The following is a 25,094-nucleotide window of genomic DNA, read 5'->3' as shown; positions in this document are numbered from 1 at the left end:
ATGCCGCTCAGGTCACAAGCAGGCGCAAGCCCTGGGTCACATCCGAGCGCACTGCTAGTCGCAACCCAGGCTCATCCCCTGCCTTGAGTGCTGCGATGATCAGGCGATGGTAGTGCGGTGGCTCGGTCCTCCGCAACCGACCGTATAGGGCACGCATCGTGGGACCCAGCTGCAGCCAGACAGTTTCGGCCATGGCAAGCATCGCGGGGGCCTGTGCGCGTAGATACAGCGTGCGGTGAAATTCCAGATTTGCACGGATATATCCCACCGCATCGCGTTTCGTGACCATCTCGGCCACTGCCATGTTGATGCTTTGCAACCGGTCAATCAGCGCCATATGCGCGCGCGGTAGGGCCCGGCTGGCCAGTTCAACCTCAAGCAGCGCGCGCAGCGCCGCCAGCTCTTCGATCCGATCGCGCGTGAGTTCCGGCGTTGATACCCGACCGGAGGTGGACAGGAACAAAGCACCTTCTGCCGCCAGACGCCGCACCGCCTCGCGCGCCGGAGTCATCGACACACCGAATTCCTTGCCAATCCCGCGCAGCGTCAACGCCTGCCCCGGGGCAATCTCTCCATGCATGATGCGGGATCTGAGGGCGCGATAAACGCGATCATGGGTTGCCGTATGAGACTCGGCGGGGCGTGAGGTTAACATGAGTTTATGTGATCACAAATCGCGCTGAGGTCAAGCGACGGAGTCGAAGCGATATCTGTGCAGTTCAGCCCCGTTGTCTCGCAGCCAGCGGCGTGGTTCTTTGTAAGGGCCAAAAATATGCTCGACCTGCGCCCAGAACGCAGGTGAGTGGTTCATTTCGGCAAGATGCGCCACTTCATGCGCGGCCACATAATGGAGAACCTCTGTCGGGGCGAGGATCAACCGCCACGAGAACATCAACCCGCCCGCAGAACTGCACGACCCCCAGCGCGAACGCGTATCGCGCAAAGTAAGGCTACTGTACGACCGCCCCAGCATCGCCGCGTAATCATCGCACGCACCGGTCAGACGATCACGGGCAAGCTCTTTTAGAAACCGCGCTAGTCGCCGTGCTTCGGCACCGGGCGGAACCCCGATCGCATCGCCACTCAGCAAGACCCTCCGACCCGATGCAGAAACGATTCGCCGAGCCGTACCCTCGATCGGAATGAACTGCCCTACGCCGACTGCTTCAAGGCTAGGTCGATCCTGCAGGTGCCCGCGGATCCAGCCCTCTTTCTGCTGTGCGAAATCCAGCGCTTCGGCTTCAGCCACCCCTGTCGGGTAGGTCAGCGTAACCCGCCCATCCAATTGGGAAATTCGCAAACTGATCCGCCGTGCGCGCGCCGATCTGCGCAGTGTCAGTGGCACCGGAGGCGTTCCGGGCAATGCGTGTCGCCCCATAGGTGGGCCTCCTTTGCGCAAAGGCTTTGACAGTGCCTGCCGCATGTGGCAGGTGACCTGAATCATTGATGAGATTCACCTGATATCAAGGGGATTTGATATGCCCAAGGAAGAATGGGGCGTAAAGCGTGTCTGCCCGACAACCGGCAAACGGTTTTACGACCTGAACAAGGACCCGATCGTCAGCCCCTATACGGGCGAGGTCGTGGAGCTGGACACCGGAAAAAGCCGGATGATCGCCGCGGATGCTGAAGATGCCGCATCGGTCAAGGCGCGCGAAGCGTCGTCGGACGAAGACATCGTTCTGGATGATGACGACAACGTCGATGTCGAACTGGACGATGATCTGCTGGACGACGATGACGATGGCGATAACGTTTCACTCGACGATATCAAGGACATGTCGTCAGAAGACGAAAACTGATGGATCCCGAGGCGGCCCCGCCGCCTCGACCCGGTCCGCGAAGTCGGTCTGAATTTTTTGCCGATTCCGATTTTAGGACTTGCACTCATCGACGGCGTCTCATAAACGTCCGTCCACCGTTACGACGGTACCTTTATGGGGCCTTAGCTCAGTTGGGAGAGCGCTTGCATGGCATGCAAGAGGTCAGGGGTTCGACTCCCCTAGGCTCCACCAAAACCTAACAATACAACTAGATAGCAAGCATAAGAGCGGTGTGACACACAGGTGTGACACAAAATGAAGCTGCATGAGTATCTCTCACTGTCCAGACATGGCGTCTACTACTTTCGTTGGCCATTGCCCGACACAAGACCAAAACCCCACAATAGACCAAACACCAAACGAAGAACCCTTCGGATGTTTTTGCGTAAACGATGCCCTAAAGAGGCTGGTACTCTGGCACGGCGTCTTGCGGTGCGCGGCGACATAAAAACAAAGCACATAGAAACATAAGGCATAAACCACGGCGAACTGCGCACAAAGGTGCATGAGCACTTCACGGAAGTACCAAAGGAGGCAAACGCATTTAGGGATGAACTCGGCCCCTAGAGGCAATGATGCTGGGCGAAATGAGCTTAGAACTCATTGATCCAGCGTTCGCAGCAGTCGTGCTTGTATGCATTTCGACTTACACAGGATACCGCTTCAGTCGCTGAGTTGAAATGGGGTCTTTGTAAGCTTCCCCGTAGTGGGTCGATTTTTGGTAAATACAATCGTTCTTCGTAAAGATCGCCAGAAATAGAACTGTGCTGAGTACGGCGATGTCTGCCGGTGGCGGAAAGGAACTAGCTGTTGGCAAGCCTAGCGGATCTACTTCTGGGCACCCCTGAAAGTGACAAAATGACTACGCCCCCGTTGCCAGATGCACTTGTTCCAGACCTCATCCCTTCGGTCCCGGTGAAGTCAACGCAATTTATGAACTCCTCAATGGCCGTTGCCAAGATTGGCGCGCCGTAAAACGTTGTAACTGTGGAAGATATTGTTGCCAAAAGCCAGTGGACGGCGAATTTCTTGTTTTTCTCTAAATCTTCTTGTTCGGCGTCGAGGTCACTCCGACGATTAAGGTCCGGTGAACACCACGAATAATTCGCCGGGACTTTTGTCTTAGCAGGGAATTCACACGGCAGTTCACCGCAATAGTTCAGGAATTTGCGAGCGCGTGCTTGTTTGTTTCGTGCGATGCGCGCCGTGCGGATATGAGACATTTGATTTCCTTTTTCATATCTCATTTCCTCATCCTCAGACCGGAAAGTTGTCTGAAGGTATCTTTTCAGGCTACACGCCCATCGGGACACTATAGGATAGGTCTACTAGGCCTCACTTAATTGTTGCATCGCCGCAATGACGCTATCAGCTAAAAATTTCCCAAAGAGAAAACTCGTTGTGACATAAGGAAATGCGAATATGAAGTTGTTGTGATATAGTCTATCGAAACAACCGGGTAAAAGTTGATTTGGGAGGTCACAATGCTTCGTATGTTGCTAAGCTTTTTCGCTCTGGGATTGGCACCAACGAGTGTCTTTGCCGACGCTGTGCCCAGTGAAGAAGCAGCCGAAGGCTTGTTCTCAGAGCAACCTTACTCTCCCTACGCAAATCGCAGCTTCCCTGAACGCCCGCTTTGGGGGGACACCCACCTTCACACCGGGCTTTCGCTTGACGCCGGAGCTTTTGGGAACACCCTGCTACCGGATGATGCCTGGCGTTTCGCCAAGGGCGAACAGGTCATTTCTTCGACTGGACTGCCTGTTCGGCTAGCCCGGCCTTTGGACTGGATGGTCCTAACAGACCACACAGATTTGATGGGGTTTGCCCCAGATCTGCAAGCTGGCAAACCGGGCGTTCTTGCCGATCCAAAAGGTTTGGAGTGGTACGAAGGGTACATGGCTGGCGGCGAAGCGGCCGGAAAGGCCGCGTTCGACATTATCACCAACTTCTCGCAAATGACTCTGCCGGAAGTTCTTCTTAATTCTTACAGCCCAGGTGCCGATGCTTTTGCCTTTACTTGGGAGAACATTGTCCTTGCAGCAGATCGACATAACGATCCCGGTAATTTTACTGCTTTCATTGGCTTTGAGTGGACCTCCGTACCAAAAGGATTCAACCTGCACCGGAACGTCATGCTGCGTGATGGGCCCATCAGAGCGCTTCAAATGGTGCCTCCGGTTACGCAACCTCCCTACGGTGATACTGATCCAAAGGCGCTTTATGCCTGGCTTGAAGAGTATCAGGAGAATACTGGCGGTCGCGCGGTAGCTTTCGCCCATAATGGCAACCTGTCGAACGGATGGATGTTCCCGACCGAAGACACCTATCACGGTGGCAAGGTCGACGAGGAATATGTGGCTGCCCGCGCAAAATGGGAGCCCCATTACGAAGTCACTCAGATCAAGGGCGACGGCGAAGCGCACCCCTATCTGAGCCCCGACGACGAATTCGCGGATTACGAAAACTGGGACGTTGGCAATCTCGACATAACCGAGCTGAAATCCGATGACATGCTGGCCGGCGAGTACGCCCGAGAAGCTTTGAAGCGCGGTTTATTGTTGGAAGAGAAGTTCGGCGTGAACCCATATAAGTTCGGCATGGGCGGCGCGACGGACAGCCATACGTCTCTGGCAACTGCTGAGGAAGACAACTTCTTCGGAAAATCCGTCAGCGTTGAACCTTCGGCCACGAGAATAAAGCATCCTTTCATCGCCAACGATCTTGGCGAAATTCCTGGCGACCTCCTTGTAGCTTCCGGGTACACGGCCGTTTGGGCGACCGACAATACTCGCGCAGCGATCTTCGATGCGTTCAAGCGGCGCGAAACCTACGCGAGCACTGGACCGCGGATTGGTCTGCGGTTCTTTGGCGGATGGGATTTCGATGACGCTGATGTTGAAACTCGCTTCCTTGCGGATGTGGGCTACACAAAAGGTGTTCCAATGGGTTCGGATCTGCGACCTCGCGAGGGTGAAGGTCCGCCCACATTCCTGATCGCTGCTCTGCGCGACCCGGTCGGGGCCAACCTGGATCGCGTGCAGGTGATAAAGGGATGGCTCGATTCCGAAGGTGCTTTGCAGGAAAACGTCTATGACGTGGCATGGTCGGACAACCGTGTTGCCGATCAAAACGGCAAGATCCCTGCGGTTGGGAATACCGTGGATCTGGAAACCGCCAGCTGGACCAATACAATTGGAACCGCCGAACTGGTAACCGTTTGGTCTGACCCTGATTTCGATCCAAATGCGCGGGCATTCTATTACGTACGTGCGCTCGAAATCCCAACCCCACGCTGGGTGTTGTACGACAAACTGAGGTTTGGTGCGGAGCTGCCAGAAGATGCGGTACTTACGCATCAGGAGCGCGCGTATTCCTCGCCGATTTGGTACACGCCGGCAGAGTGACCTTACTTCGTGCAGATTTGGGGACCCAGGTCGCAATCACTAACTCGGGACGCTCTTATGATAAGCGGCGCGCCTTGAGTTGCAATTCCTTGTGTTATTCAACTGCCTGATGCCAGCATAAAACATAATGCCGTATCGCGTTTCACGCAGGAGCCTTCATGCGAATAGTGAAAGAACCTCTGTTCCATTTCTTCTTGATCGGAGCTGCCATATTCATTTGGTTCCACATAATATCACCAGATAACGACGCCGCTGCAGATCCGGAGACGATAACTATAAGCGAAAGTGATGCCGCGCTGTTAGCTTCACAGTTCGAAGCAAGGTGGAAACGCCAGCCAAGCGGTTCCGAGTTACAAGCGTTGGTCGACGCTTCAATTCGCGAAGAAGTATTAGTTAGGGAAGCAAGAAAACTTGGTTTAGAACGCGGAGATAGCGTGATCAGGTCGCGGCTGAGCCAAAAGATGGATTTTCTGACCGAAGCCATCGCCGCTTCAGTTATTCCAGAAGACGAAGATCTAGAGGCTTTCCTCCAACAAAACACGGACCGCTACGCGACACCCAACAAGGTCGCGTTCACTCAAGTTTTTCTTGGTGAAGGACCAAGTGAGACCGAGATTGAAAGGGCACTGGCCGCCTTGCGTGCGGAACAAGAGACTTCCGGCTTGGAAAGCGCGACACTGCTGCCTGCATCAATGCCCCTAACCGCGACACGGGTAATCGACTCGGTCTTTGGAACCGGATTTTCCAATGGTCTCGCCAATCTCGAAAAAGGTCAGTGGATGGGGCCGGTCCAATCAGGTTACGGCATCCATCTGGTGAAAGTGCTTGCCATTGAACCAAGCCGGATACCTCGCTTGCAAGAGATCCACAGTGTGGTGCTTCGTGATTGGCGTCGCGCCATGAGCGAAGATTTGGCGCAGGCGCAATACGAGGCTCTTGCCGACAATTATGAGATCACAGCACCCGATCTCACAGGTCAGGTCAAATGAACTTCTTCTTCAGCTTGATGTTTGCTCTGCTGTTCGCGTGGCCCACGGGGTACGCCAACGCGCATGCGCTTGATCCGGGATACTTGGAAATTCGACAAATCACTACGGACACTTGGAGTGTTCATTGGCGAAAACCAGATGTGTATGGTCAACCAATGGCGATTGATGCGGTGTTACCGGATGGCTGTACACCCACACACGGCCCTGACCCAATCTCCGATGGGCGAGCGTGGGTTTCTTCCTGGGTTGTCGAATGCCGTGCTGAGATCGCGGGCCAATCCATTGAGATCGACGGACTGGCGGCACAAAAGAACGACGTTTTGGTCCGTGTGCATCCTCTGCACGCCGAGCCTGCCACGCTTCGTTTCACCCCGGATGCTGCCATCCAAAACATACCTTTTGAACAGACAACATGGTCTGTTTTCATAGCCTATTTTCAGTTGGGTTATGAACACATACTAGAAGGCTGGGATCACCTGCTGTTTGTCTTTGCACTGTTTGTTTTGGTCCGTGATCCCTGGAGACTGGTGGGAGCCGTTACAGCTTTCACGCTTGCGCATTCGATAACACTAGCACTGGCAACACTCGGCGTTTTGAATGTTCCCGGCCCACCGGTCGAGGCGGTTATTGCGCTCTCCATCGTTTTTTTGGCGATGGAGATTGTAAAGGGTAGCGAAGGTCGGCTCCGGCTTTCAGAACAGAGCCCCTGGATCGTTTGTTTCGGATTTGGGCTTTTGCACGGTCTTGGTTTTGCTGGCGCTTTAGCCGAGATCGGACTTCCCTCTAACGATATTCCCGCAGCCTTGCTTGCATTTAACCTTGGTGTCGAGGCCGGACAACTGAGTTTTGTCGGAGCTTTGGCTATCCTGCTTATAGTCTGGCGATTTATTGCGCTTCCTGTCAGCCAAAAGACAACGCTTGTTACAGCCTATAGCATCGGTTCGGTGTCGATGTACTGGCTAATTGAACGAGTAGGCAGTTTTTAATCGTAATGGCTTTCAATGCTCTCTTCTTAAGCTTTCTTAACAACTGCTCGCACAGATAGTGAATGACATTTACTCACCCATATTTCCTTAATTTGCATATGGTCATAGTTCCAAACGATGAAGGTGCTCTCGTAACGCTCCATTTCCGATATTGATTTCATTAGTGAAGATATTGGAAGTTTGCCCATAAGTTTACGTGGCGTTTGCGCATAGTTTTACACGATATGTCCAAAGGTTTGCACACAACTCTATTCGGTGTCCGCTCAAGTGCCTCCGAAAGTCTCTTTGAGTTCTGCGACTTGTTCTGTATCCAACATTCGGGTTGGCATCCCCCGTAGCGCCAGGAGTAACTTGGCTGTTTCTTCCAGCTCTTCTGCTGCAGAGACCGTTGAAAACAGATCCTCTCCCGATACGACGGGACCGTGATTGGCCAACAGAACCGCACTATATTTGCCATCCAGATCGCGGATCAAATCACCAGATTTCGGATCGCCCGGCTTGACGTATGGAACCAGTTTGACTGTACCGACGCGCATGACCACGTAAGGTGTAAGCGGCGGAATACAGTCATTGGGATCGGTGTCTTCCAGACAGGACAGTGCGGTGGCCCAGGTCGAATGCAGATGGACCACGGCGCCAGCTTCTGGCCGCGTCTCATAGAAAGCTTGGTGCAGAAAGACTTCCTTGGTCGGCTTGTCACCGGAGACGTGATTACCATCCAAATCAATCTTGGCGATGCGCTCGGGGTCGATATCGCCCAAGGTGGAATTCGTTGGCGTCATGAGGATCCCGTCATGTAAACGCGCGGAGACATTGCCCGCAGTGCCAACGGAAAAGCCACGTGCAAACAGCGAGGCACACAGCTCCGACATTTGCTGCCGTAGTGCCTGTTCTTCAGAACTCATTTGCCGGCCTCCATCATTCTGAGGGCCTTCGAGAAAAAGTCCGGAGCGCCAAAGTTCCCAGACTTTAAAGCCAACGCAATGGGTTCAGTTTTTCCAACGCTTAGGACTGGCACGCCCGGGTCAATCTCTGGCCCAATTGACATGGCCGGTGACCCCAGTGCCTCAGAGACAGCCTTGGCGACAGCTCCCGACGTCTCCCCTCCGGCAACCACCAATCGCTTGTAGCTCTTCTGAACAAGCTCGCGCGCGGTATCTGCAAAGAGATTGTCCAGCTTTTCCGCCACGGCTTCTTGGCCAAATTGACCTTGTACCGCGCGCACATCATCCGGGCTTCCCGATGAATAGGCGAGCGGTGCCTGACCCGGATGCGTTTCAAAGAAATCCAGAAGCGTTTGCATAGTCACATCCCCGGACATAACACCCGGAACGTCAATGGCGAATGTCGGATGGGATTTCGCATGAACATCGATCTGACCACGGGTCGCACCTGAGCAAGACCCTGCAAGGATAGCGGCGGGCCCAGCGATACCTGTGAATACACTGCCACCTCTTTTGGACGAAGCTTTTCTGACGAAGTTCTTGGGTAGCCCCAGCGCTATCCCAGATCCCCCAGTAATGAGCTGAGCATCCATCAGAGCCTCGCCCCAGGCCAGCAAATCTTTGTCCGAAATCGCATCACCGATCACAAAGCGCTCGTCTGCGTTCCGCAAAGCATCAGCAATCGCCTCTGGTCCTTGCTTTATGATGTCGACTGGCACCAACCCAACCGCTTCTTGGGTCTGATACTGCAACCAACGCTTGATGTTGGCATCCGTCATCGGAGTAAGAGGGTGATTTTCCATCCCGGACTCGTTCAACAGCTTGCCGAACACAAATAGATGGCCGTGATAGATGGTGCGCCCCGTTGTCGGAAAGGCTGGACAGAAAACCACCTTTTGCGCGCCCAGTTCGTTGGCCAACGCTTCCGCAACCGGGCCGATATTTCCCCGCCTAGTGGAATCAAAGGTCGAGCAATACTTGAAGATGAACTGGCGGCATCCTTGATCTTTAAGCCATCGCAGGGCTCGCAGGCTGTCCGCAACAGATTCTTCGACAGGTGCAGTGCGGCTCTTGAGTGAGACGACACCCGCTTCGATCTCTTTGTCGGCCGGGGTATCCGGAATACCTGGAAACTGCGCGGTTCTTAATCCACCTTCCGGCTCGACGCCCTTTGCTAAGGTGTTCGCAATGTCGCTCGCACCAGTGAAATCGTCCGCTATGACGCCGATTAGCATATTTTAATGTCCTTCGTCGGCCCTGGATCCAGCCTATGGATGTGCGGTGCTGCTCCGACGGGAAAAATCTCGCGCACAAGTGGATCATGGCCGGGCACGATAAGTCGAGGATGTGAGGCTAACTTCTCGAGTGTCTCGAAACCATCCATCATGTCCTGCAGGTCGACGACGATGGGAAAGGCTTTGCGCGCCATGAAATTCTCGTAATAGTGTGAGGCATCAGAGGCGAGTACCATCCACCCGGCTGCTGTTCTTACACGAACACATTGCAACCCCCGCGAATGCCCGCCGATACAGTGTACGGTCACCCCATCTGCTATCTCGGCCTCTCCGTCGTAGAACACGACCTTGCCTGAATAGAGACGCTTTACGACCTCGCAGATATGGCCCGCCGAGAAAGGCACGCGTAAGTGGTCGTGGCACATGCAGGGACCTGTGGCGAAGGCCATTTCCGCCGATTGCATGTGCAACTTCGCATTTGGGAACATATGCAGCCCCCCAGCGTGGTCATAATGAAGATGGGTCACGATAACCTCGGTCACCGCTTCAGGCATGATGTCCAATGGGCGCAAAGCCTCGCGTGGGTCCATCACAATAGGACGTCCACGGGCGGCTGCCTCGTCGCCGTCGTATCCGGTATCGACCAGTATAACTTTGTTGCCACGCTTGAGCACCCAAACGAAATAGTCCATCGCGTGAGGTGCATCGTGATTGTCATCCAATATGAAGCTGTCGCGTCGAGTGCGGGCATTGCGATCCGCGTATTTCACGGCGTGAATTTCCCAATCGTTCATCGGATGACCTCGGAATACTGGTGAACAGTCTTGGTGGCGATCATATCAGCCACAGCCGTATCGAAGGACTGGAAATGCGCGCTTTCCAGGTGGGCGGAGAACGCCACGCTGTCATCATAAACCTCATAGAGAAAAACTGTCTCGGGATCGTCGCCTAGGCAAACGTCAAACTGCTGGCATCCGGGTTCTTCACGCAAAGAGGTTGAAGCGTTTTCGACCATTAGCGGCAAAAAGGTTTCTCTCGTACCGGGCTTGAGAGTGAAGGTGACGGTAACCACAAACATCAGACGGAAAGTCCTTTCAGACGTGAGAAAGCGCGCTTTGCCACGGGCAGTTGGCTGAGGATCAGACCAACGTTGAGCACAAGTAGAATGGCCGCACCGGGTCGTGAAAAGAAGACCGAAAGATCCCCGTCCGACAAGAACAGCGATCGGCGGAAAGTTTCGTCAAACAGGCTTCCCAGTATAACCCCAATGACCAATGGAGCGATTGGGTACTTCATCAGGTTCATAAAATAGGCGACGGCGCCGACACCAAGCATCAGGTAGAGATCATTGATGCCACCACCGACGCTGAAGGACCCGATTGTTGTCAGAACCATCACAACCGGCAAGAAGATGGTCTGCGGTATGGCGAGTATTTTGATAAAGACCCGAGCAGTGAACAGGCCCATCAAGAACATAGTCAGGGATGCCAACACCAGGATTGCGACTACGCGCAGAATGATCTCGGGGTCTATCGTGGGGCCCGGGATCACGTTGTTGATCTTGAAAGCCCCCATTAAAGCCGCGGCGGGTGGTGAACCGGGAATGCCCAAAACCAAAAGCGGGATTAGCGCGCCCCCAATGCAGGCGTTGTTTGCTGTTTCAGAGCATAGCAGACCTTCCAATGACCCTTTTCCGAACTTGTCGCCCTCGGCAGATACGGTCTTGCCGACACCGTAGCTGACCCAACCGGCGACATCTTCGCCGACGCCAGGAAGCGCTCCCACCCCGGTCCCAATCACTCCTGACCGGCCAATGGTGGGCAGGTAGCGTCGGATGGAGCGTAGGTTCGGAAGGATGCGACCTTTCAGGGCCAGAACTTTCCCGGCCTCAACATGCCTCAAGCCGTCGATGATTTGGGGGATGGCGAAGGCCCCCATCAAAACTGGCACGACCTGAAACCCGCTCAACAAGTAAGACCAGCCGAAAGTATAGCGCGGCTCAGACAGAAGCGGATCGAGCCCCACCATAGACATTGCAAGCCCGATCAGACCGGCGATCCATCCCTTGATCACCAGATCCTCGCTCATAAGTGTGCCAGATAGAAGGATGCCAAACAAAGCCAAGAGTGCTTTTTCCGGACTCGCGATGTTCTTCGAAACCAAAAGCAGTGCCCAGACAAAAATCAAAAGCGTGATAGTCCCGATAACCGTACCGATAAAGCTGGCCGTTGTGGTCAGACCAAGTGCTTCGCCCCCTCGACCTGCTTTGGCCAGAGGGTAGCCATCCATGGCCGTCGCCGCGCTGGCTGCTGTGCCAGGTATGTTCAGCAGAATAGACGGGTAAGAGCCGCCGTAAATCGCGCCGACATAGGCCCCGAGCAAAGCGATAAGCGAATAGTCCAATGGGATCTTGTTGCCGAAAAATCCCGTCAGGATCGTCACTGCCAGCGTTGCGGTCAGGCCGGGCAATGCGCCGAACGTGATGCCTAGGAACACGGATGCAATCAAATACAGATAGGTCAGCGGGTCCACTGCCAGACCAACGAATGCGGTCCCAAACCCAGCCAGTTGCGAAAGGATAAAGTCCATCCGGTCAGTCTTTCCAAAACGGACGAAGCGTCACGTAGTAGTGGTATTCGATTTGCTTGAAGATCAGTCCCCCGCGCGCGGGCACGTTCTGTCGGAAAATAAAGGCCATCGCGCAAACGAGGATCAGCGGGGCCAATATTGCGACGACTGGCACTAACCGCAAAACGCGTTCGGAAGCCGCTTTGGTCAACACCACAAGTGATAGCGAGACCCATAGGGCCAGTGTAAACCAATCATCACTGTGTGCATTCCATTCCGCCTGCGCGGGAAACACGGCGAACGCAAAAACCCCGGCAGAAACAACTGCGATACAGGCTACCAAAGCACGCCGCGCGTGACCGCCGTAGTAGCCGTAAGTCAAAGCTGTAATCAGTAACCCCGAGCACAATATGAAGTCCACTCTGGGAACCAGCCCGACGACGTATGCAAGAAGGATCAGGCCTATTGTTGTTGCTCGATAGGCTTCCGACTTACCCCATCCAATCCCCAAAGCCGTGAGTGCGTTCTGGGCTCCACCTGAGCGGATCGAATTAGCCAGCAAGACGAAGGACAACACAAGCAATCCACAGAAGATGAACAACGGTACAATTGCAGCCGAGTTGTACCAGTCCGACCCACTTACACCTGCGCGGTTTTCACCCCAAAGTGGGATGTCCAACGTCTTCCAAAGGAAAAAGACGGACACTGTTATTAGAACAATCGCAGCCCAGAAATCGCGGGTCCGCATGACCAGTGTTTCGTCGATTTTGTCCATGCCTGCCTCCTAGAGGAAAGGGCGCGATCAGACGCGCCCTTCCAAAGTTGATCGGATTAGGGCTTCTCGATACCCAGCGAGGCTGGATCGACCGTGGCAGCGCCCAAATCTTGCAAGGTATAGGCAAAAGTAGCCTCAAGGTTCGCAAACAATTCTTGAGCTTCTTCGCCGTGTTGACCACCGACATCATAATTGTTTGCCTCAGCCCATTCAGCGACGGTATCGGATGCAATCGCCTGCTCGAACGCATCGCCGAGGGCCGCCTTCACATCATCTCCAGCCGAGCTGTGAACGGCGAATCCGATGGCTTGTTTTAGCGGCAGATACTTGTCGAGACCGTCATAGATGCCAAAGGCAGATGGCACTGTAGCTCCGGCAATCTGCGCATCTTCCGGTGTCAACATCGCAAGTGGCTTCAATTGTCCGCCTTCGATCAAAGGAGCTTGTTCAGCCAGCGAAGTCACAACCAACGCAACCTCACCTGCTATCGCCGCTTCCTGCCCGGGCGCTGAGCCTTTGTATGGAACAAACTTGAACTCTGCACCGGACCCTTTCTCGATGGCGAGAAGATTCAAGTGGTGGATCGAACCCGCGCCGGACGCGGCAGCGGGAATAGTGCCAGGAGCGGCTTTGGCAGCGTCGACCAGTTCTTCCAGAGTATTGTAAGGGCTGTCCGCCGGAACCGAGATCAGATCGGGTGATCCGCCAACAATAAACGGATACCAAAAGTCAAATTTCTTATCCCAACCACCCTGCACAGCAGCGGTGACGTTCGATTCAGACAGACCAACCAATGTGTAGCCATCGTCTGGTTGGTTCATGACGTAGACCATGCCGTTGGAGCCTGCGACCCCACCGGTTTGGTTGATCACATTGATCGAGACTGGAAGGTGTTTTTCCATTTCGGCCATGATCATTCGGTTGATCGTGTCCGTGCCGCCACCGGCCCCCCAGACCACAGCTGTGGTGATATCACGGTAAGGGTAATCCTGCGCGGTAGCAGCCCCTGAAATCCCGGTTGCAATCACGGCTGCGGCCGCCAACTGCCCTAACTTCAGTTTCATTTCCAAGTCCTCCCAAACATCTTTGCGTTTATTATTGCATTTATTTGCGTATACATTAAAGAATGCGTTGTCAACGGACTGTAGTGAAAGCTGCTATCGCGCTATGAATGCGAAACGGGAAGGAAGCGGGCTAAGATGAAGAAAAGTTATGATGTGGCAGTGTTCCACGGGGACGGAATCGGCCCGGAAATTATGGCCCCTACGCTTGAAATTCTGCGTCAGCTCTCGCGCGGCAGTCCTTCCTACGAACTGGTGTTTACAGACGCTCCAGCGGGCGCAGCCCACTACGCCAAAACTGGAGAATCGTTTCCGACTGGTTCACTTGAAACTGCACGCAAGGCTGATGCGATTCTGCTATCTGCAATGGGTTTGCCGGATGTTCGCTACCCTGACGGAACCGAGATTTCACCACAGATCGACCTGCGGAAGCAGCTCGGCCTTTTTGCCGGCGTGCGTCCGGTAAAGGTTAGCAGCGGACAAATGACCCCCTTGGCGCTGCCTCCCGGAAAAGAGATCGACTTTGTCTTGATACGCGAAAGCACAGAAGGACTGTTCTTCACCCAAGGCGCTGGAGAAGTTACCGAACACGAAGCACGTGAAACTCTGCTGATCACTCGTGAGGTGTCCGAAAAACTGTTCCGGTTTGCGTTTGAACTCGCCCAGAACCGCAAAAGAACCGGGCGCGGTCGGGGTCGAGTTACATGTGTCGACAAAGCCAATGTATTCCGCGCCTTTGCGTTCTTCAGATCGATGTTTGATGCAGAAGCTGCAAACCATCCCGAATTGCAGGCAGACCATGCTTATGTTGATGCCACCGCTCTATGGATGGTTCAAAAACCTTGGGAATTTGATGTTTTGGTCACTGAGAACATGTTCGGAGACATTCTCTCCGACCTTGGCGCCGGCCTTATGGGCGGTCTTGGATTGGCTCCTTCAGCAGATATCGGGTTGAACTACGCCGTGTTCCAACCCTGTCACGGCTCTGCTCCGGACATTGCGGGACAAAACACTGCCAATCCTTTCGCGATGATCTTGTCTGCGGCAATGATGCTTGAATGGTTAGGGTTGACCCATAATCATCCAGAACTGTCCAAAGATGGCGAACGTTTACGGGAAGCCGTGGAAAAGGTGACTGAGAGCGGTCAAAACCTGACGCGTGACCTTGGTGGCACCGCCGGAACGCAGGACGCAGCCTCATCGGTATTGGAAGCATTGTTGGCATGAATACTCAACAAGCCATCACGGTCGCGTGCGTAGGTGCGGGGTATTTCAGCAAGTTCCACTACGAAAGCTGGTCTCGAATGCCCGGAGCGGTTCCGATTGCATCCTGCAACCGTGACATCAAAAAGGCGAAAGAAACAGGACTGGCCGCTTACGATGATCTGTCAAAAATGCTGGAGGCGGAAAAACCAGATCTCGTGGACATCATCCTTCCACCTTTGGCGCAGGCCGATGCCATCCGAACGGCGCTGCACTCTGGAATAAAGTGGTTGATCTGCCAAAAACCTTTCTGCATGTCGCTGCATGAAGCTGAGAAAATTGTTGCAGAGGCCGAAGCGGTAGGAGCAACTATTGTTGTACACGAGAACTTTCGCTTTCAACCTTGGTATCGCGCGATCAAAGAGGCGATGACCGAGGGTCGAATTGGTACACCTCTACAAGCTACTTTCCGGCTTCGGCCTGGCGACGGACAAGGACCACGCGCCTATCTTGACCGGCAGCCGTATTTTCAGGACATGCCGCGTTTCCTGGTTCATGAAACAGCAGTTCACTGGGTAGACACATTCCGATTCTTGTTCGATGCGCCCATCGCAGTTTATGCGGACTTGCGCCAAGTGAACCCCATTATCGCGGGTGAGGACGCCGGCTATATCCTGTTTGATCATCCCAATGGTTTGAAAGCTCTGTTCGATGGGAACAGGTGTCTTGACCACAGCGCCAAAAACCTGCGTCAAACTATGGGTGAAGCTCTCATTGAAGGAACAACAGGATCATTGGTTCTTAACGGCGATGGTTCAGTTGAACTCCGCGCTTTTGGAAAGCAGGCGCAGCAGCAAATTCTACCTCCAAGCGATCATAATGGATTTGGCGGCGATTGCGTCCACGCCTTGCAAAGTCACGTCGTTTCAGGCCTTGTAAAGGGCACGCCGCTGGAAAACACGGCCCGAGACTATTTGGACGTGATCCGCATCGAAGAGAGCATCTATCTTTCGGCTGCGGAGGGACGAAAGATCAACCTGGAGACGCCGTGAAGGGTCAAGACGCAAAAACTCTTTCCAATACGCAACGCGCCGTTAGGGATTTGCGGCAGATGATCCTGTCCGGCGAACTTGCAGCCGGAACTGACCACCTGGAGTCGGAACTCGCCGAAACCCTTGGTATGTCCCGCACCCCGATACGGGAAGCTGCGCTGATGTTGGAAAGCAAGGGGTTGTTGGAGATGCGGCCCCGCAAAGGCGTGCGGATACTGCCGGTTTCATCAGACGATATGCGTGAAATCTACGATATCCTGACGGAGCTCGAGAGCCTCGCTGCACAACGCGCTGCCGAAGCGGGTTATTCAGAAGATGAACTGGCAGTACTTGCTGGATCAATTGCGAAGATGGACCGAGCCATCGAAGCCGAAGATCTTGAAGCCTGGGCCGAGGCCGATGAGTTATTTCATCAAGAGCTCGTTCGGTTGGGCGGCAACAAACGGGTCGAAGCGATTGTCGCCATGATGAGCGACCAGGTGCGCCGCGCGCGCGCAACGACCTTGTTCATCAGACCCCTGCCCGTCAAATCCAATGAAGATCATCGGGTTGTTTTCCAAGCGATTAGTGAAGGTCGTCCGGATGTCGCCCGTGAACGTCATCGAGAACACAGGCTGCAAGCCAAGGCTATGCTTTGCGAGATACTCGAAAAGCATCGGCTCAACAGCCTCTGATCTTCTCGTATCCGGCCATTAATCATCTAAAATATCTGCTTATTTTCGGTACTAAAGGCGCTCCGAATACTTGTCGATAACGGCAACCCGCAGTTGCCTCCGGCTGCTCTGATATTCTTTTTTCTAGTCGCTCAAACAATCACTGCATCGATTGGGGTTGAAATAGTACGATTTCGTATTAATTTAGTTCGATATCGTACTATTGGAGAGTCAAGATGCCAAACCGAAGACGTTTTCTCAAGATTCTAGGCGGAGGCACAATACTGGCGGCAACGGGCGCGGCTGGGTTTCTCACGACACGTACGCCCCATGAAGCTTTAGCTCCGTGGACGCCAAAACCGTATGATGACCCACGCAAGGCTGCTTTGTCCTACGCAATTCTCGCCCCCAATCCACACAATTTGCAACCTTGGCTGATCGAGTTGGTTGGGCAAGACAAAGTGCGCATCCACCGTGATCCTGAACGTGAGCTTCCTGAAACCGACCCTTACCACCGCCAGCTCTATATTGGCCTCGGCGCATTTGTTGAGACGATGGTTCTGGCAGCAGGTGCACAGGGGTTTGATACAGAGGTCGAGTTACTGCCAGATGGGAATGACGGACCTATCGCAGAAGCGATGTTTGTATCTGGCGGGGCATCCGATCCACTCTCAGATCAAATCCTCAAACGGCATTCCAACAAAGAACCGTACACAGAACAGCGCCTCTCTGCCGATCAAGTGTCTACGCTTGGCAACTATGCAACTTTGATTACCGATGAAGATTTGGTGGTCCGTATTCGAGACCTCACGAAACGCGCTTTTGAAATCGAAATGCGAACACCGCAGACCTTGAAAGAATCCGTGGACCTCATGCGGATCGGGAAAGCAGAAATCAACGCCAACCCGGACGGGATTGAGTTACGCGATCCGTTTCTGGAAACGCTGCGACTTACCGGCCTATTGGACAATGAGACCCTGATGAACGTTGATCACCCAGGCACTCAGGCGCACATGCAAGACTATTTCGCTATGCTAGACGCGACACCGCAGTACGCAGTTCTCACGACAGCTAAAAATACGCGAAGCGATCAAATCGATGCAGGACGTCAGTTGATGCGTTTCTACCTGAAGACAACCGAAATGGGCCTAGGCGTTCATCCGGTCAGCCAGGCACTTCAAGAGTATCCTGAGATGGCCGATGAGTACGCTCTGGCGCATGAGCTTCTTGCGTCACCGGGCCACACGGTGCAAATGTTGCTGCGTTTGGGGTATGGACCTGAACCAATTCCCACACCACGCTGGCCGCTGGAGACACGAATTCTGAATGAAGCCTGAAGATGAGACCAACGAAGTTTACCGGTTCTTCACCGAGGTCGGGATCATCAATCAGTTGATCTCGACCAAGCTGGAAGCGTTCTTGCCTGGTAGAATGACGGCGACTCAATTCGGAATTTTGGGCCATCTGGTACGGCGTCCCGAGGGTGAAACTCCACAGCAACTTTCGAACGCGTTTCAAGTGCCTAAAACTTCGATGACGCACATACTCTCCAGTCTTGAAAATCATGACCTTGTTACTCTTGAAGCCAACCCCAATGACAAACGTTCGAAAATTGCTCGGCCTACACCGCAAGGCGCGGAGTTTTTGAAAGCTTGTATGGAGCGGATGTCGGAATCCCTGGCTCCAGTTTTGTCCGAACTCGGGCCTGAACCGTTCCATGAATCATTACCTAATCTGACGCTCATACGCGAAACTTTGGACAGCGAGCGCGACTAGCCGAAACCTGCGCCAGCCGAAGCAAGCAACCAAATTTTCAGAACATCATGCAATCCGCGCCCGGCGGGAGCGGCGGCGATCCTTCAGGCAAAGTGGGCGTGTAGTCAAATGTCACAATCTTCGCGCCACCGTCGAATGCAACGAACAGTTGATTGGACCCCGGCCTAATGGCGATGCCTTCTGGATCGGTTCCGAATTCCAACAAACTTTGCTGGGCGAGCAGTTGGCCATCTGCCGTGAACTCATACAGGCTGTTTGACCCTTCCCAGTCATCAACAATCAACATGTGGCCGGTACGCGGATCAATCGCGATGCCCTGCGCCTCACTCAAGGGAGGAGAGAGCTTCATGGTATCCAACCTCGCCGTCAAAGCACCCTCTGAGGTGAACCACGACAACCGTTCGGGGTCATCCTCTACGGTCACGATCTGTCCCTTGGCGTTGATCGCAATTCCTTCCGTATCCGCGAAACCACCTTCCAATTCGAAGGGTGCTCCCAGGCGTGATCCGTCCTTGGTGACACGTTGAAGACTGCCGAGACCATCGCCCAGCAACAAGTGATCCCCTTCAACAGCAATTGCTTTGATCCGAAAGAGATCGCTGGATATACGGCGCAATTCATCACCTTGCAATGTAACGAGAATTGCCTCGGGCCCCTCGTTCGCAATCCACAACCCACAAAAGGTCGGATCGTAGTCAAGACTTGCGGGCTGATTAAGTTCATAACGCCCTGTTTCGCGAAGCTGCAATGCCGTGGCCGGGGTCGACACAGCAAAAATCAACAAGGCGGTTGTCCTCACAAACACTCTGGATGCTCCGAAAATCTGCGTCAAAACTGTGGGGTGGAATCGTAACACGTCAATGCTAAGAGCACCTAAACTTCCAAAATCAGAGAGCATCATTTTACCTGATCAGAGACTTATAACACGGAAACTGGTTACAAGCGGTGTGGTTCGACGCATCTGGGTTCTGCCATAGTCCGTTGGAACTAGGGGTGTGCCGAAATCGCAAACCAACAACATGGCGCTTGCGAGAGTTACGAAATCAACACTAGCGAACGAAACAACCTCAGGCTTCATAGAACAAACTTGCAATCGCGTGCTCGGGCGTAGTCACCTAGGGCATAGGGTTGGAGAAAGCCAATGGCGCTGTGGAAGTTCGTGATTAGTGTTTATTGCGCGCTGTTTCTTGTCGCTTGCGCTCCGAAAACCCGCACGTATGAAAAGACGGTATCAGCTGCGCTACCGGCAAATTCCAGCACGGCTCTGGGTCAGGCGGCCAATCGCCTTGGGGATCCTAAAGACGGTCGGTCAGGCATCAAGCTGATCAGTGATGGAGAAGAAGCGCTCGTATCACGGCTGTTGTTGGCCACTGCGGCCGAGCGAACGATAGACGCGCAATACTATCTTCTGCACGACGACCCAACCGGTCACCTGTTCGCTGCCAGTCTCTTGCAAGCGGCGGATCGAGGTGTTCGTGTCAGGCTGTTGTTGGATGATATGGATACGTCCTGCTACGACGCGATGACCGCTGCGTTGGACAATCACAAAAACATCGAAATAAGGCTATTCAACCCGTTCTGGCGAGATCAGAGCATTTTGATCGCGGGTCTGACTGATTTCAAACGCATCAATCGCAGAATGCACAACAAGTCCATGACAGCAGACAACGTGTTCACGATTGTGGGTGGGAGAAACATCGGTGCCGAGTATTTTTTGGCGCGGGAAGAAATGAACTATGCTGATCTGGATGTGCTGGCCGCAGGCCCAGTTGTACGCGAAGTGTCACGTAGCTTTGACGCTTACTGGAACAGCGAATTCGCTGTTCCGGCTCGCGTGGTTGTCGGAGAACCCGAAGAATTTGACCTGAGCGATGCACGCAGCAGGTTGAATGAATTCGTCGAGGAAGCGAAGCAAACGCAGTACGGCGCAGCGCTCAGAAAGTCGGCAAAAGAGAACTTCGCGGATGGCGCCCTGTTACTGGATTGGCTGCCAGCGAAACTTTATGCTGATCCGCCTTCAAAGGCCGCGGGCCTCGAGAACTCAGGTCCCGTTCTTGCATCTCAATTGCTTCCGTACTTTGAGAATGCCAGCAGTGAAGTGAACATCGTGTCCGCCTACTTCGTGCCGCGCAACAACGGTGTGAAATGGCTGACCGAACTCGAGAACCGTGGGGTCGACGTAAAGGTTGTAACCAACTCACTTGCATCTAACGACGTCGCACCCGTTTACGCACACTACGCCAAGAAACGCCGAGCACTACTACGCGGTGGAGTAGAACTCTACGAGCTGCGACCCGACGCTTATCAAGTCCAACGCCGCGGTATTAACTGGGCTCAATCTAGGTCAGGCCTGCACTCCAAGGCATTTGCAATTGATGACCAGTACTTGTTCGTGGGTTCATTCAACTGGGATCCGCGATCTGTCAACATCAACACCGAGATGGGAATTCTGATTGACTCTCCAGCATTGACTGCGCAGACGATGGGAGCCTTGGACGATGCACTACCCGCATACACATATAACGTGACGCTCGAGCAAGCTGGCCAGCTTAAATGGACGACAAGAGCCAATGATGGCACCATTCTTGAGTACCAATTCGAGCCGACAGGATCGGCCTGGGATCACATAGTTGCCGGGTTATTAAGTATTTTACCAATTGGGTCCCAGCTTTAGGTTTCTGCAAACTACCTGATCGCTTGGCCGTCACCGGCGCCTGCGAATATGGCAGCAAAAAAGAAATAGGTCATCAGTCGCAGATATTTCCCAATATCCAATTCTTAATACAGACTAGATATTCATTTTATCAACTGCTGGCGGGATAATGCCTGCTACCAAAGTCAATGGACATGTTTATCATTCCAGGGAAGCTGAACGTTAACGGGCAAGTCCCGGTTTCCGGTTACTCTAACAGTTACGTTCAGCTTGCCGTGCCTTAGTGGATTTTTGCGCTTTGTGTTTCATTTCTAGCGATCATTTAATGTCGTAAGATGCCGAAGGTAGATTGTTTTGAATAACTATAGCTGATTATTGTGCATCTTCAGTGAGAAAGAACAATTCAATGGGCTGCGCAAGGCCACGTATTTCGTGATCCCCACAGCTAACGAACATGTTCGGAGCAGCACTTGCAACGGCTGACGTCGCCAACACTCTCCGACCAGTTGATTTTGTTAAACCTTCAATTCGGCTTGCAACGTTCACCGCCCCGCCCAGAACTGTGAAATCAAGCCTGCCGGGGCTGCCGATATTACCATAGCTGACCTGCCCAACGTTAATTCCAATACCAACATCCAAAGGCTGTTTTTGAAACCCGTCTCGTCTGGTGTTGAGAGCGTTCAAACCACTCAGCACACTCTGCGCTGCAAGAGCCGCCATTCTGCAGCGGTCGGCATGGTCTTTTTGAGCTTCAATAGTAAAGATCGACAGGATGCCATCGCCCATGAACTTGAGGACGTCTCCACCGTTGTCCTCTACGGCTTTAACCACCAGATCAAAATAGTCGCTAAGCGTGTCGAAGATATCTTCTTCCGGGGAGGTCTCGGAAAGTGCTGTAAAGCCTCGCAGATCAGTGAACATAACCACGGCATCCAAAGTTGTTCGCTCTCCGCGCTTTATATTGCCGCTCCAGACGGCCTCGGAAGGTCCATCTCCCAAATAAGTTCGAAGCAGACCTTTAGACGATTTTCGCATCGTGACAGGTTCCAAGGCGGAAGAAAGGGCCGGTAAGGCCGCTTCAATCAGCCTAAGATGTTCGGGCGAGAATCCATCCTTTGCCTGAGTAACGAACGTACATCCATGCAGCGATCCATCGCCGTAATAGAGCAAAGTAGCGTAGTAGTCGGTGCCACCCTGCTCTGCAAATTCAAGATAGGATGAATGCTCTGTTTCCGAGTCCAGTCGCCGTAGACTTTTGTGAAGTGGCTTTCTGTTCGCAAGAATATACTCGAATGAACTCCCGACATAGCCATCTGTCAACATCGTCTCATGCGTGACGTCGTAGCTGTCGGTGCCTTCAGGCGTCCAAACTACCCCCCAGGCAATAAGCAATGGGTTGGCAAAGCGCTGGCCAATGTTTGCCCGCCAAAGCGGCACTCCGGCCTCGATCAAGGAGGAACAAAACTGTGACACCACCTTTACAGGATCACCGGAGCGACGACCTTCTGTAATCATCCATTCGGTCAGTCGAGTGACTTCTTCCATGGACCCAATTTAGTCGCTTGGAAACGATGAGCAAAGACAATTGGAATGGCAATGTCGGTTGCTGTTGTTGAGCAGCCTGATCAGACCTGTCCAAATTGATGCTCGGGCATCAACGGAATGTATTCCATCGGGAAGATGGTTTGTAAATTTAGATCCCGCGCGGTTCCAAACAGACCTATTTGAAGATTGCAGCCCTCTCTTGGGAAACCTTCAATAGAAACCAATCTCGCTGACATCTACGCGGGCCTCGTGATCTCTCCCGTAGGCTACAACTCCAACTGAGGTGATTTCGTCAGCAACGGGAATAGCGCGCAACATGGCACCTGAAGCCTTGAAGCCTGGGAGAGGTAACCAGACTTCGGTCCAGTTGTCAGAAGTTGCGAACGCGGCCTGATAGTATTGCCATGGAAGCACCGTGCCACGTGTCCTGAGGTGGACGAAGTATTGCTCGCCATTCCCCCGTACCAACAGCCTGACGCCCGATACACCCTCATCTGGTCGATCAGACAACTTGCGTCGGAACTGGATAAAGCCGCCGTTGTTTTTTGTGCTGACAGTTCCGGTCAACCGGGCGAACGCAACATCACGTTCCGAACGAAACTGCACCTGTCCTGAAGAAACTCCTCCCATGACGGTGTCGGCAACGTAGTCCCAACTCGTCTCCGGAGACTTGGAGAAGTCTTCTGCAAGATTTTCATCAGCCTGTGCCATTATAGATCCGATGATAACAAGACCTGAAACAAGCCCAGCGAAGTTTCCACGCATATCGTTTTTTCTCAGTTCAGTATTGCAATAGAAAGGTTCAAGACAGTGGCAAATGCGACCCATGCAAAGTACGGCAGGAAGGCTAGTGCGGAAACCTGATCCGAGCTCCTGACCAGAGCGATGAACATGACGATGACAGCCAGCAACGCGGCAATTACAACAAACGCAAACCACGGTAGTTGCAGTATGAAAAAGATTGGGGACCACGAAAAGTTTAGACCCATCTGTGCCCACCACAGCTTCATGGCAGTCGAGCTTCGGTCTGTTTCGAACTGGCGCCAACCCGCCATGGCGATCAAGACATAAAGCACCGTCCAGACCGGGCCAAATATCCAATTTGGTGGATTGAAAGCAGGTTTAGAAAGCTGCGCATACCAATCGCCAGGCGCGGTCAATATCCCGATCAGGATGCCGCCTCCCAACACGAGCGCAAGAAATGCTATGCGGACCATCCAATTCGACATTGTGGGATAGCTTTCAGCAGCCCTTGGTCGTCACGTTGACAAGCGCTTCGGAAGAGAAGGTCGCAGTACTGGTCTCATCCGCGTCGGTATATGACACCGTGGCGCCTTCGATCTCCGACTCCGTTACGGTGATTTCGCGTTGCCCGATCGTGTCGTCCACATCGATGGTAAAGGCTAATTTGTCCCCGGCTGCGAGGGAAACGATCTCAAGTTCAATTGTATTCTGCCCGTCCACGACCGAAGGAAATTGACGCAGTGCATCCGCACCCTCAACGAATTCGAGCGGTTGGAATACCTCTACACCCGCGCCTTTTTCGGTAACGTCGAAAATCAGACGTCCAGCAGATTGCGACAAGTCAATTTTAACGGTCGAGGTTTCTACTTCGCACGTTCCCACATTTGTCAGAACAAAACGGTCTTTGGGTGCGCCTTCTATGAAGCGAATTTGAACTCCGGCTTGAAGCGAAGTGGCTGCAAATAGTCCAAGGGTCGCCGCAAGAATACTCTTCGGGAGCATATTTATCTCCTTCCTTATTGGTTCTTGATAGATACGCTTCGGCGGATCTCTTGGATCAGACTTATGCCCTTTGACTATGGTGGTTTAGCTGACAGGCCCTTTCGAAGTTCCATGCACCGCTGTCAGAACGACGAAGTCAAAACATACCATTGTCATTCTCGCTGTTTGCTGGAACTTCCTGAAGAACGTCCCAGTGTTCGACAACCTTGCCATCAGCATCCAGGCGAAAAATATCGATCCCTGCGTACTCGAGACCATCAGGCCAGATTTGATGGCAATGCAGAATAACGTGATCGCCTTCAGCAAACGCACGTTTGATGTCCACACGCTTTCCCGGGTATTCGGCGGCCATGCGCTCGAAATATTCGATAAAAGCTTGCTTGCCGTCGCCAACATGCGGGTTGTGCTGCGTATAGGTTTCCCCAACAAAGATATCTATGGCCTCGGCAGGTCGACACTCGTTGAACATCATTTCGTAGAAAGCGATGACGTTTTTCTTGTTAGTTTTGAGGTCCGGCATACTGATCTCCAAATCGACGTTTGTACCACCCAAAAATGTTGGCCCACGCAATTCCGGGGAGCAACCCGGCAAGAATCTCAATTACTAATCGACAAGAAGTTGCGAGCTTGATTTTGTGCTCCGACTATTTCGAGAGTTGGCCAATTACTCGGTGTCAT

At 53.2% G+C, this 25,094-nt stretch carries 26 protein-coding genes and 1 tRNA gene; 11 read left to right on the top strand and 16 right to left on the bottom strand.

All coding sequences use genetic code 11. The features are described from left to right. Nucleotides 1–7: 7 nt before the first annotated feature. Both ACR0AW_RS14485 and ACR0AW_RS14480 read right to left on the bottom strand, forming a co-directional pair. Nucleotides 8–655 (bottom strand): GntR family transcriptional regulator, encoded by a 648-nt coding sequence (locus ACR0AW_RS14485; RefSeq protein WP_170395556.1) that lies wholly within the window; start codon nt 653–655, stop codon nt 8–10. Between the two features lie 30 nt (nt 656–685). Then, complete coding sequence (locus ACR0AW_RS14480) at nt 686–1,378, bottom strand: M48 family metallopeptidase (RefSeq protein WP_480439232.1); 693 nt, start codon at nt 1,376–1,378, stop codon at nt 686–688. Between the two features lie 100 nt (nt 1,379–1,478). Here ACR0AW_RS14480 and ACR0AW_RS14475 point away from each other — a divergent pair, with 100 nt between their 5' ends. Continuing rightward, on the top strand, nt 1,479–1,802 hold the full coding sequence (locus ACR0AW_RS14475) for a TIGR02300 family protein (protein ID WP_170402007.1): 324 nt from the start codon (nt 1,479–1,481) through the stop codon (nt 1,800–1,802). A 137-nt stretch (nt 1,803–1,939) separates the two neighbouring features. Next, nucleotides 1,940–2,015: transfer RNA gene (locus ACR0AW_RS14470), tRNA-Ala, on the top strand. A gap of 611 nt (nt 2,016–2,626) precedes the next feature. Here ACR0AW_RS14470 and ACR0AW_RS14465 read toward each other — a convergent pair. After that, entirely contained in the window at nt 2,627–3,070 is a 444-nt protein-coding gene (locus ACR0AW_RS14465; protein ID WP_170733522.1) for a hypothetical protein, read from the bottom strand. 237 nt (nt 3,071–3,307) lie between these two features. On the opposite strand from ACR0AW_RS14465, the gene ACR0AW_RS14460 reads away from it, so the two are divergent. The 3 genes from ACR0AW_RS14460 to ACR0AW_RS14450 all read left to right on the top strand — a co-directional run bounded on the left by ACR0AW_RS14460 (nt 3,308) and on the right by ACR0AW_RS14450 (nt 7,205). Then, on the top strand, nt 3,308–5,230 hold the full coding sequence (locus tag ACR0AW_RS14460; RefSeq protein WP_170733521.1) for a DUF3604 domain-containing protein: 1,923 nt from the start codon (nt 3,308–3,310) through the stop codon (nt 5,228–5,230). A 158-nt stretch (nt 5,231–5,388) separates the two neighbouring features. Next, a complete protein-coding gene (locus ACR0AW_RS14455; protein ID WP_170597593.1) occupies nt 5,389–6,219 on the top strand; it encodes a peptidyl-prolyl cis-trans isomerase in 831 nt (276 codons plus the stop codon). Further along, complete coding sequence (locus ACR0AW_RS14450) at nt 6,216–7,205, top strand: HupE/UreJ family protein (protein WP_170637440.1); 990 nt, start codon at nt 6,216–6,218, stop codon at nt 7,203–7,205. The genes ACR0AW_RS14455 and ACR0AW_RS14450 overlap by 4 nt, the downstream gene beginning before the upstream one ends. A gap of 263 nt (nt 7,206–7,468) precedes the next feature. Here ACR0AW_RS14450 and otnC read toward each other — a convergent pair whose 3' ends face one another. The 7 genes from otnC to ACR0AW_RS14415 are packed head-to-tail and all read right to left on the bottom strand — an operon-like array spanning nt 7,469 to nt 13,791. Continuing rightward, complete coding sequence (gene otnC, locus ACR0AW_RS14445; protein WP_170733520.1) at nt 7,469–8,110, bottom strand: 3-oxo-tetronate 4-phosphate decarboxylase; 642 nt, start codon at nt 8,108–8,110, stop codon at nt 7,469–7,471. Next, entirely contained in the window at nt 8,107–9,384 is a 1,278-nt protein-coding gene (otnK, locus tag ACR0AW_RS14440) for a 3-oxo-tetronate kinase (protein WP_170733519.1), read from the bottom strand. The genes otnC and otnK overlap by 4 nt, the downstream gene beginning before the upstream one ends. Next, a complete protein-coding gene (locus tag ACR0AW_RS14435; RefSeq protein WP_170733518.1) occupies nt 9,378–10,178 on the bottom strand; it encodes an N-acyl homoserine lactonase family protein in 801 nt (266 codons plus the stop codon). The genes otnK and ACR0AW_RS14435 overlap by 7 nt, the downstream gene beginning before the upstream one ends. Then, nucleotides 10,175–10,462 carry a putative quinol monooxygenase gene (locus ACR0AW_RS14430; RefSeq protein WP_170423472.1) on the bottom strand — a complete coding sequence of 96 codons (288 nt, stop codon included), beginning with the start codon at nt 10,460–10,462 and terminating at the stop codon, nt 10,175–10,177. Before ACR0AW_RS14430 ends, ACR0AW_RS14435 begins: the two co-directional genes overlap by 4 nt. Next, nucleotides 10,462–11,973 (bottom strand): tripartite tricarboxylate transporter permease, encoded by a 1,512-nt coding sequence (locus ACR0AW_RS14425; RefSeq protein ID WP_170638038.1) that lies wholly within the window; start codon nt 11,971–11,973, stop codon nt 10,462–10,464. Before ACR0AW_RS14425 ends, ACR0AW_RS14430 begins: the two co-directional genes overlap by 1 nt. A 4-nt stretch (nt 11,974–11,977) precedes the next feature. Beyond that, nucleotides 11,978–12,727 (bottom strand): hypothetical protein, encoded by a 750-nt coding sequence (locus ACR0AW_RS14420; protein ID WP_480439228.1) that lies wholly within the window; start codon nt 12,725–12,727, stop codon nt 11,978–11,980. 56 nt (nt 12,728–12,783) lie between these two features. After that, nucleotides 12,784–13,791 (bottom strand): Bug family tripartite tricarboxylate transporter substrate binding protein, encoded by a 1,008-nt coding sequence (locus ACR0AW_RS14415; protein WP_170513339.1) that lies wholly within the window; start codon nt 13,789–13,791, stop codon nt 12,784–12,786. A 135-nt stretch (nt 13,792–13,926) separates the two neighbouring features. Here ACR0AW_RS14415 and ACR0AW_RS14410 point away from each other — a divergent pair, with 135 nt between their 5' ends. The 5 genes from ACR0AW_RS14410 (at nt 13,927) to ACR0AW_RS14390 (ending at nt 18,472) form a co-directional block, all read left to right on the top strand. Next, nucleotides 13,927–15,015, top strand: coding sequence for an isocitrate/isopropylmalate family dehydrogenase (locus ACR0AW_RS14410; protein WP_170733517.1), 1,089 nt, complete (start codon nt 13,927–13,929; stop codon nt 15,013–15,015). Then, nucleotides 15,012–16,043: a Gfo/Idh/MocA family protein gene (locus ACR0AW_RS14405; protein ID WP_170733516.1), complete on the top strand. Its 1,032-nt coding sequence runs from the start codon at nt 15,012–15,014 to the stop codon at nt 16,041–16,043. Before ACR0AW_RS14410 ends, ACR0AW_RS14405 begins: the two co-directional genes overlap by 4 nt. Then, nucleotides 16,040–16,717 carry a GntR family transcriptional regulator gene (locus tag ACR0AW_RS14400; RefSeq protein WP_170408443.1) on the top strand — a complete coding sequence of 226 codons (678 nt, stop codon included), beginning with the start codon at nt 16,040–16,042 and terminating at the stop codon, nt 16,715–16,717. Before ACR0AW_RS14405 ends, ACR0AW_RS14400 begins: the two co-directional genes overlap by 4 nt. Nucleotides 16,718–16,932: 215 nt before the next feature. Further along, nucleotides 16,933–18,033: an Acg family FMN-binding oxidoreductase gene (locus ACR0AW_RS14395; RefSeq protein WP_170513695.1), complete on the top strand. Its 1,101-nt coding sequence runs from the start codon at nt 16,933–16,935 to the stop codon at nt 18,031–18,033. Beyond that, entirely contained in the window at nt 18,023–18,472 is a 450-nt protein-coding gene (locus tag ACR0AW_RS14390; RefSeq protein WP_170513692.1) for a MarR family transcriptional regulator, read from the top strand. Before ACR0AW_RS14395 ends, ACR0AW_RS14390 begins: the two co-directional genes overlap by 11 nt. A 37-nt stretch (nt 18,473–18,509) precedes the next feature. Here ACR0AW_RS14390 and ACR0AW_RS14385 read toward each other — a convergent pair whose 3' ends face one another. Continuing rightward, nucleotides 18,510–19,256: a hypothetical protein gene (locus tag ACR0AW_RS14385; protein WP_480439225.1), complete on the bottom strand. Its 747-nt coding sequence runs from the start codon at nt 19,254–19,256 to the stop codon at nt 18,510–18,512. Nucleotides 19,257–19,613: 357 nt separating this feature from the next. Here ACR0AW_RS14385 and ACR0AW_RS14380 point away from each other — a divergent pair, with 357 nt between their 5' ends. Then, nucleotides 19,614–21,146: a phospholipase D family protein gene (locus tag ACR0AW_RS14380; protein ID WP_170733515.1), complete on the top strand. Its 1,533-nt coding sequence runs from the start codon at nt 19,614–19,616 to the stop codon at nt 21,144–21,146. A gap of 351 nt (nt 21,147–21,497) precedes the next feature. On the opposite strand, the gene ACR0AW_RS14375 is transcribed toward ACR0AW_RS14380, so the two are convergent. From ACR0AW_RS14375 to ACR0AW_RS14355, 5 genes are all read right to left on the bottom strand, one after another. Then, nucleotides 21,498–22,670: an adenylate/guanylate cyclase domain-containing protein gene (locus tag ACR0AW_RS14375; RefSeq protein ID WP_170733514.1), complete on the bottom strand. Its 1,173-nt coding sequence runs from the start codon at nt 22,668–22,670 to the stop codon at nt 21,498–21,500. A 210-nt stretch (nt 22,671–22,880) separates the two neighbouring features. Continuing rightward, nucleotides 22,881–23,381: a CIA30 family protein gene (locus ACR0AW_RS14370; RefSeq protein ID WP_480437146.1), complete on the bottom strand. Its 501-nt coding sequence runs from the start codon at nt 23,379–23,381 to the stop codon at nt 22,881–22,883. A 65-nt stretch (nt 23,382–23,446) separates the two neighbouring features. Beyond that, nucleotides 23,447–23,887, bottom strand: a complete 441-nt coding sequence (locus ACR0AW_RS14365) for a TspO/MBR family protein (protein ID WP_480444246.1) — start codon at nt 23,885–23,887, stop codon at nt 23,447–23,449. 25 nt (nt 23,888–23,912) lie between these two features. After that, nucleotides 23,913–24,416 (bottom strand): aggregation factor core, encoded by a 504-nt coding sequence (locus ACR0AW_RS14360; RefSeq protein WP_170408449.1) that lies wholly within the window; start codon nt 24,414–24,416, stop codon nt 23,913–23,915. 136 nt (nt 24,417–24,552) lie between these two features. Further along, nucleotides 24,553–24,936, bottom strand: coding sequence for a nuclear transport factor 2 family protein (locus ACR0AW_RS14355; RefSeq protein ID WP_170776376.1), 384 nt, complete (start codon nt 24,934–24,936; stop codon nt 24,553–24,555). Between the last annotated feature and the right edge of the window lie 158 nt (nt 24,937–25,094).

The organism is Ruegeria sp. C5, assembly GCF_056537605.1.
This window is presented reverse-complemented; position numbering and strand designations above follow the sequence as displayed.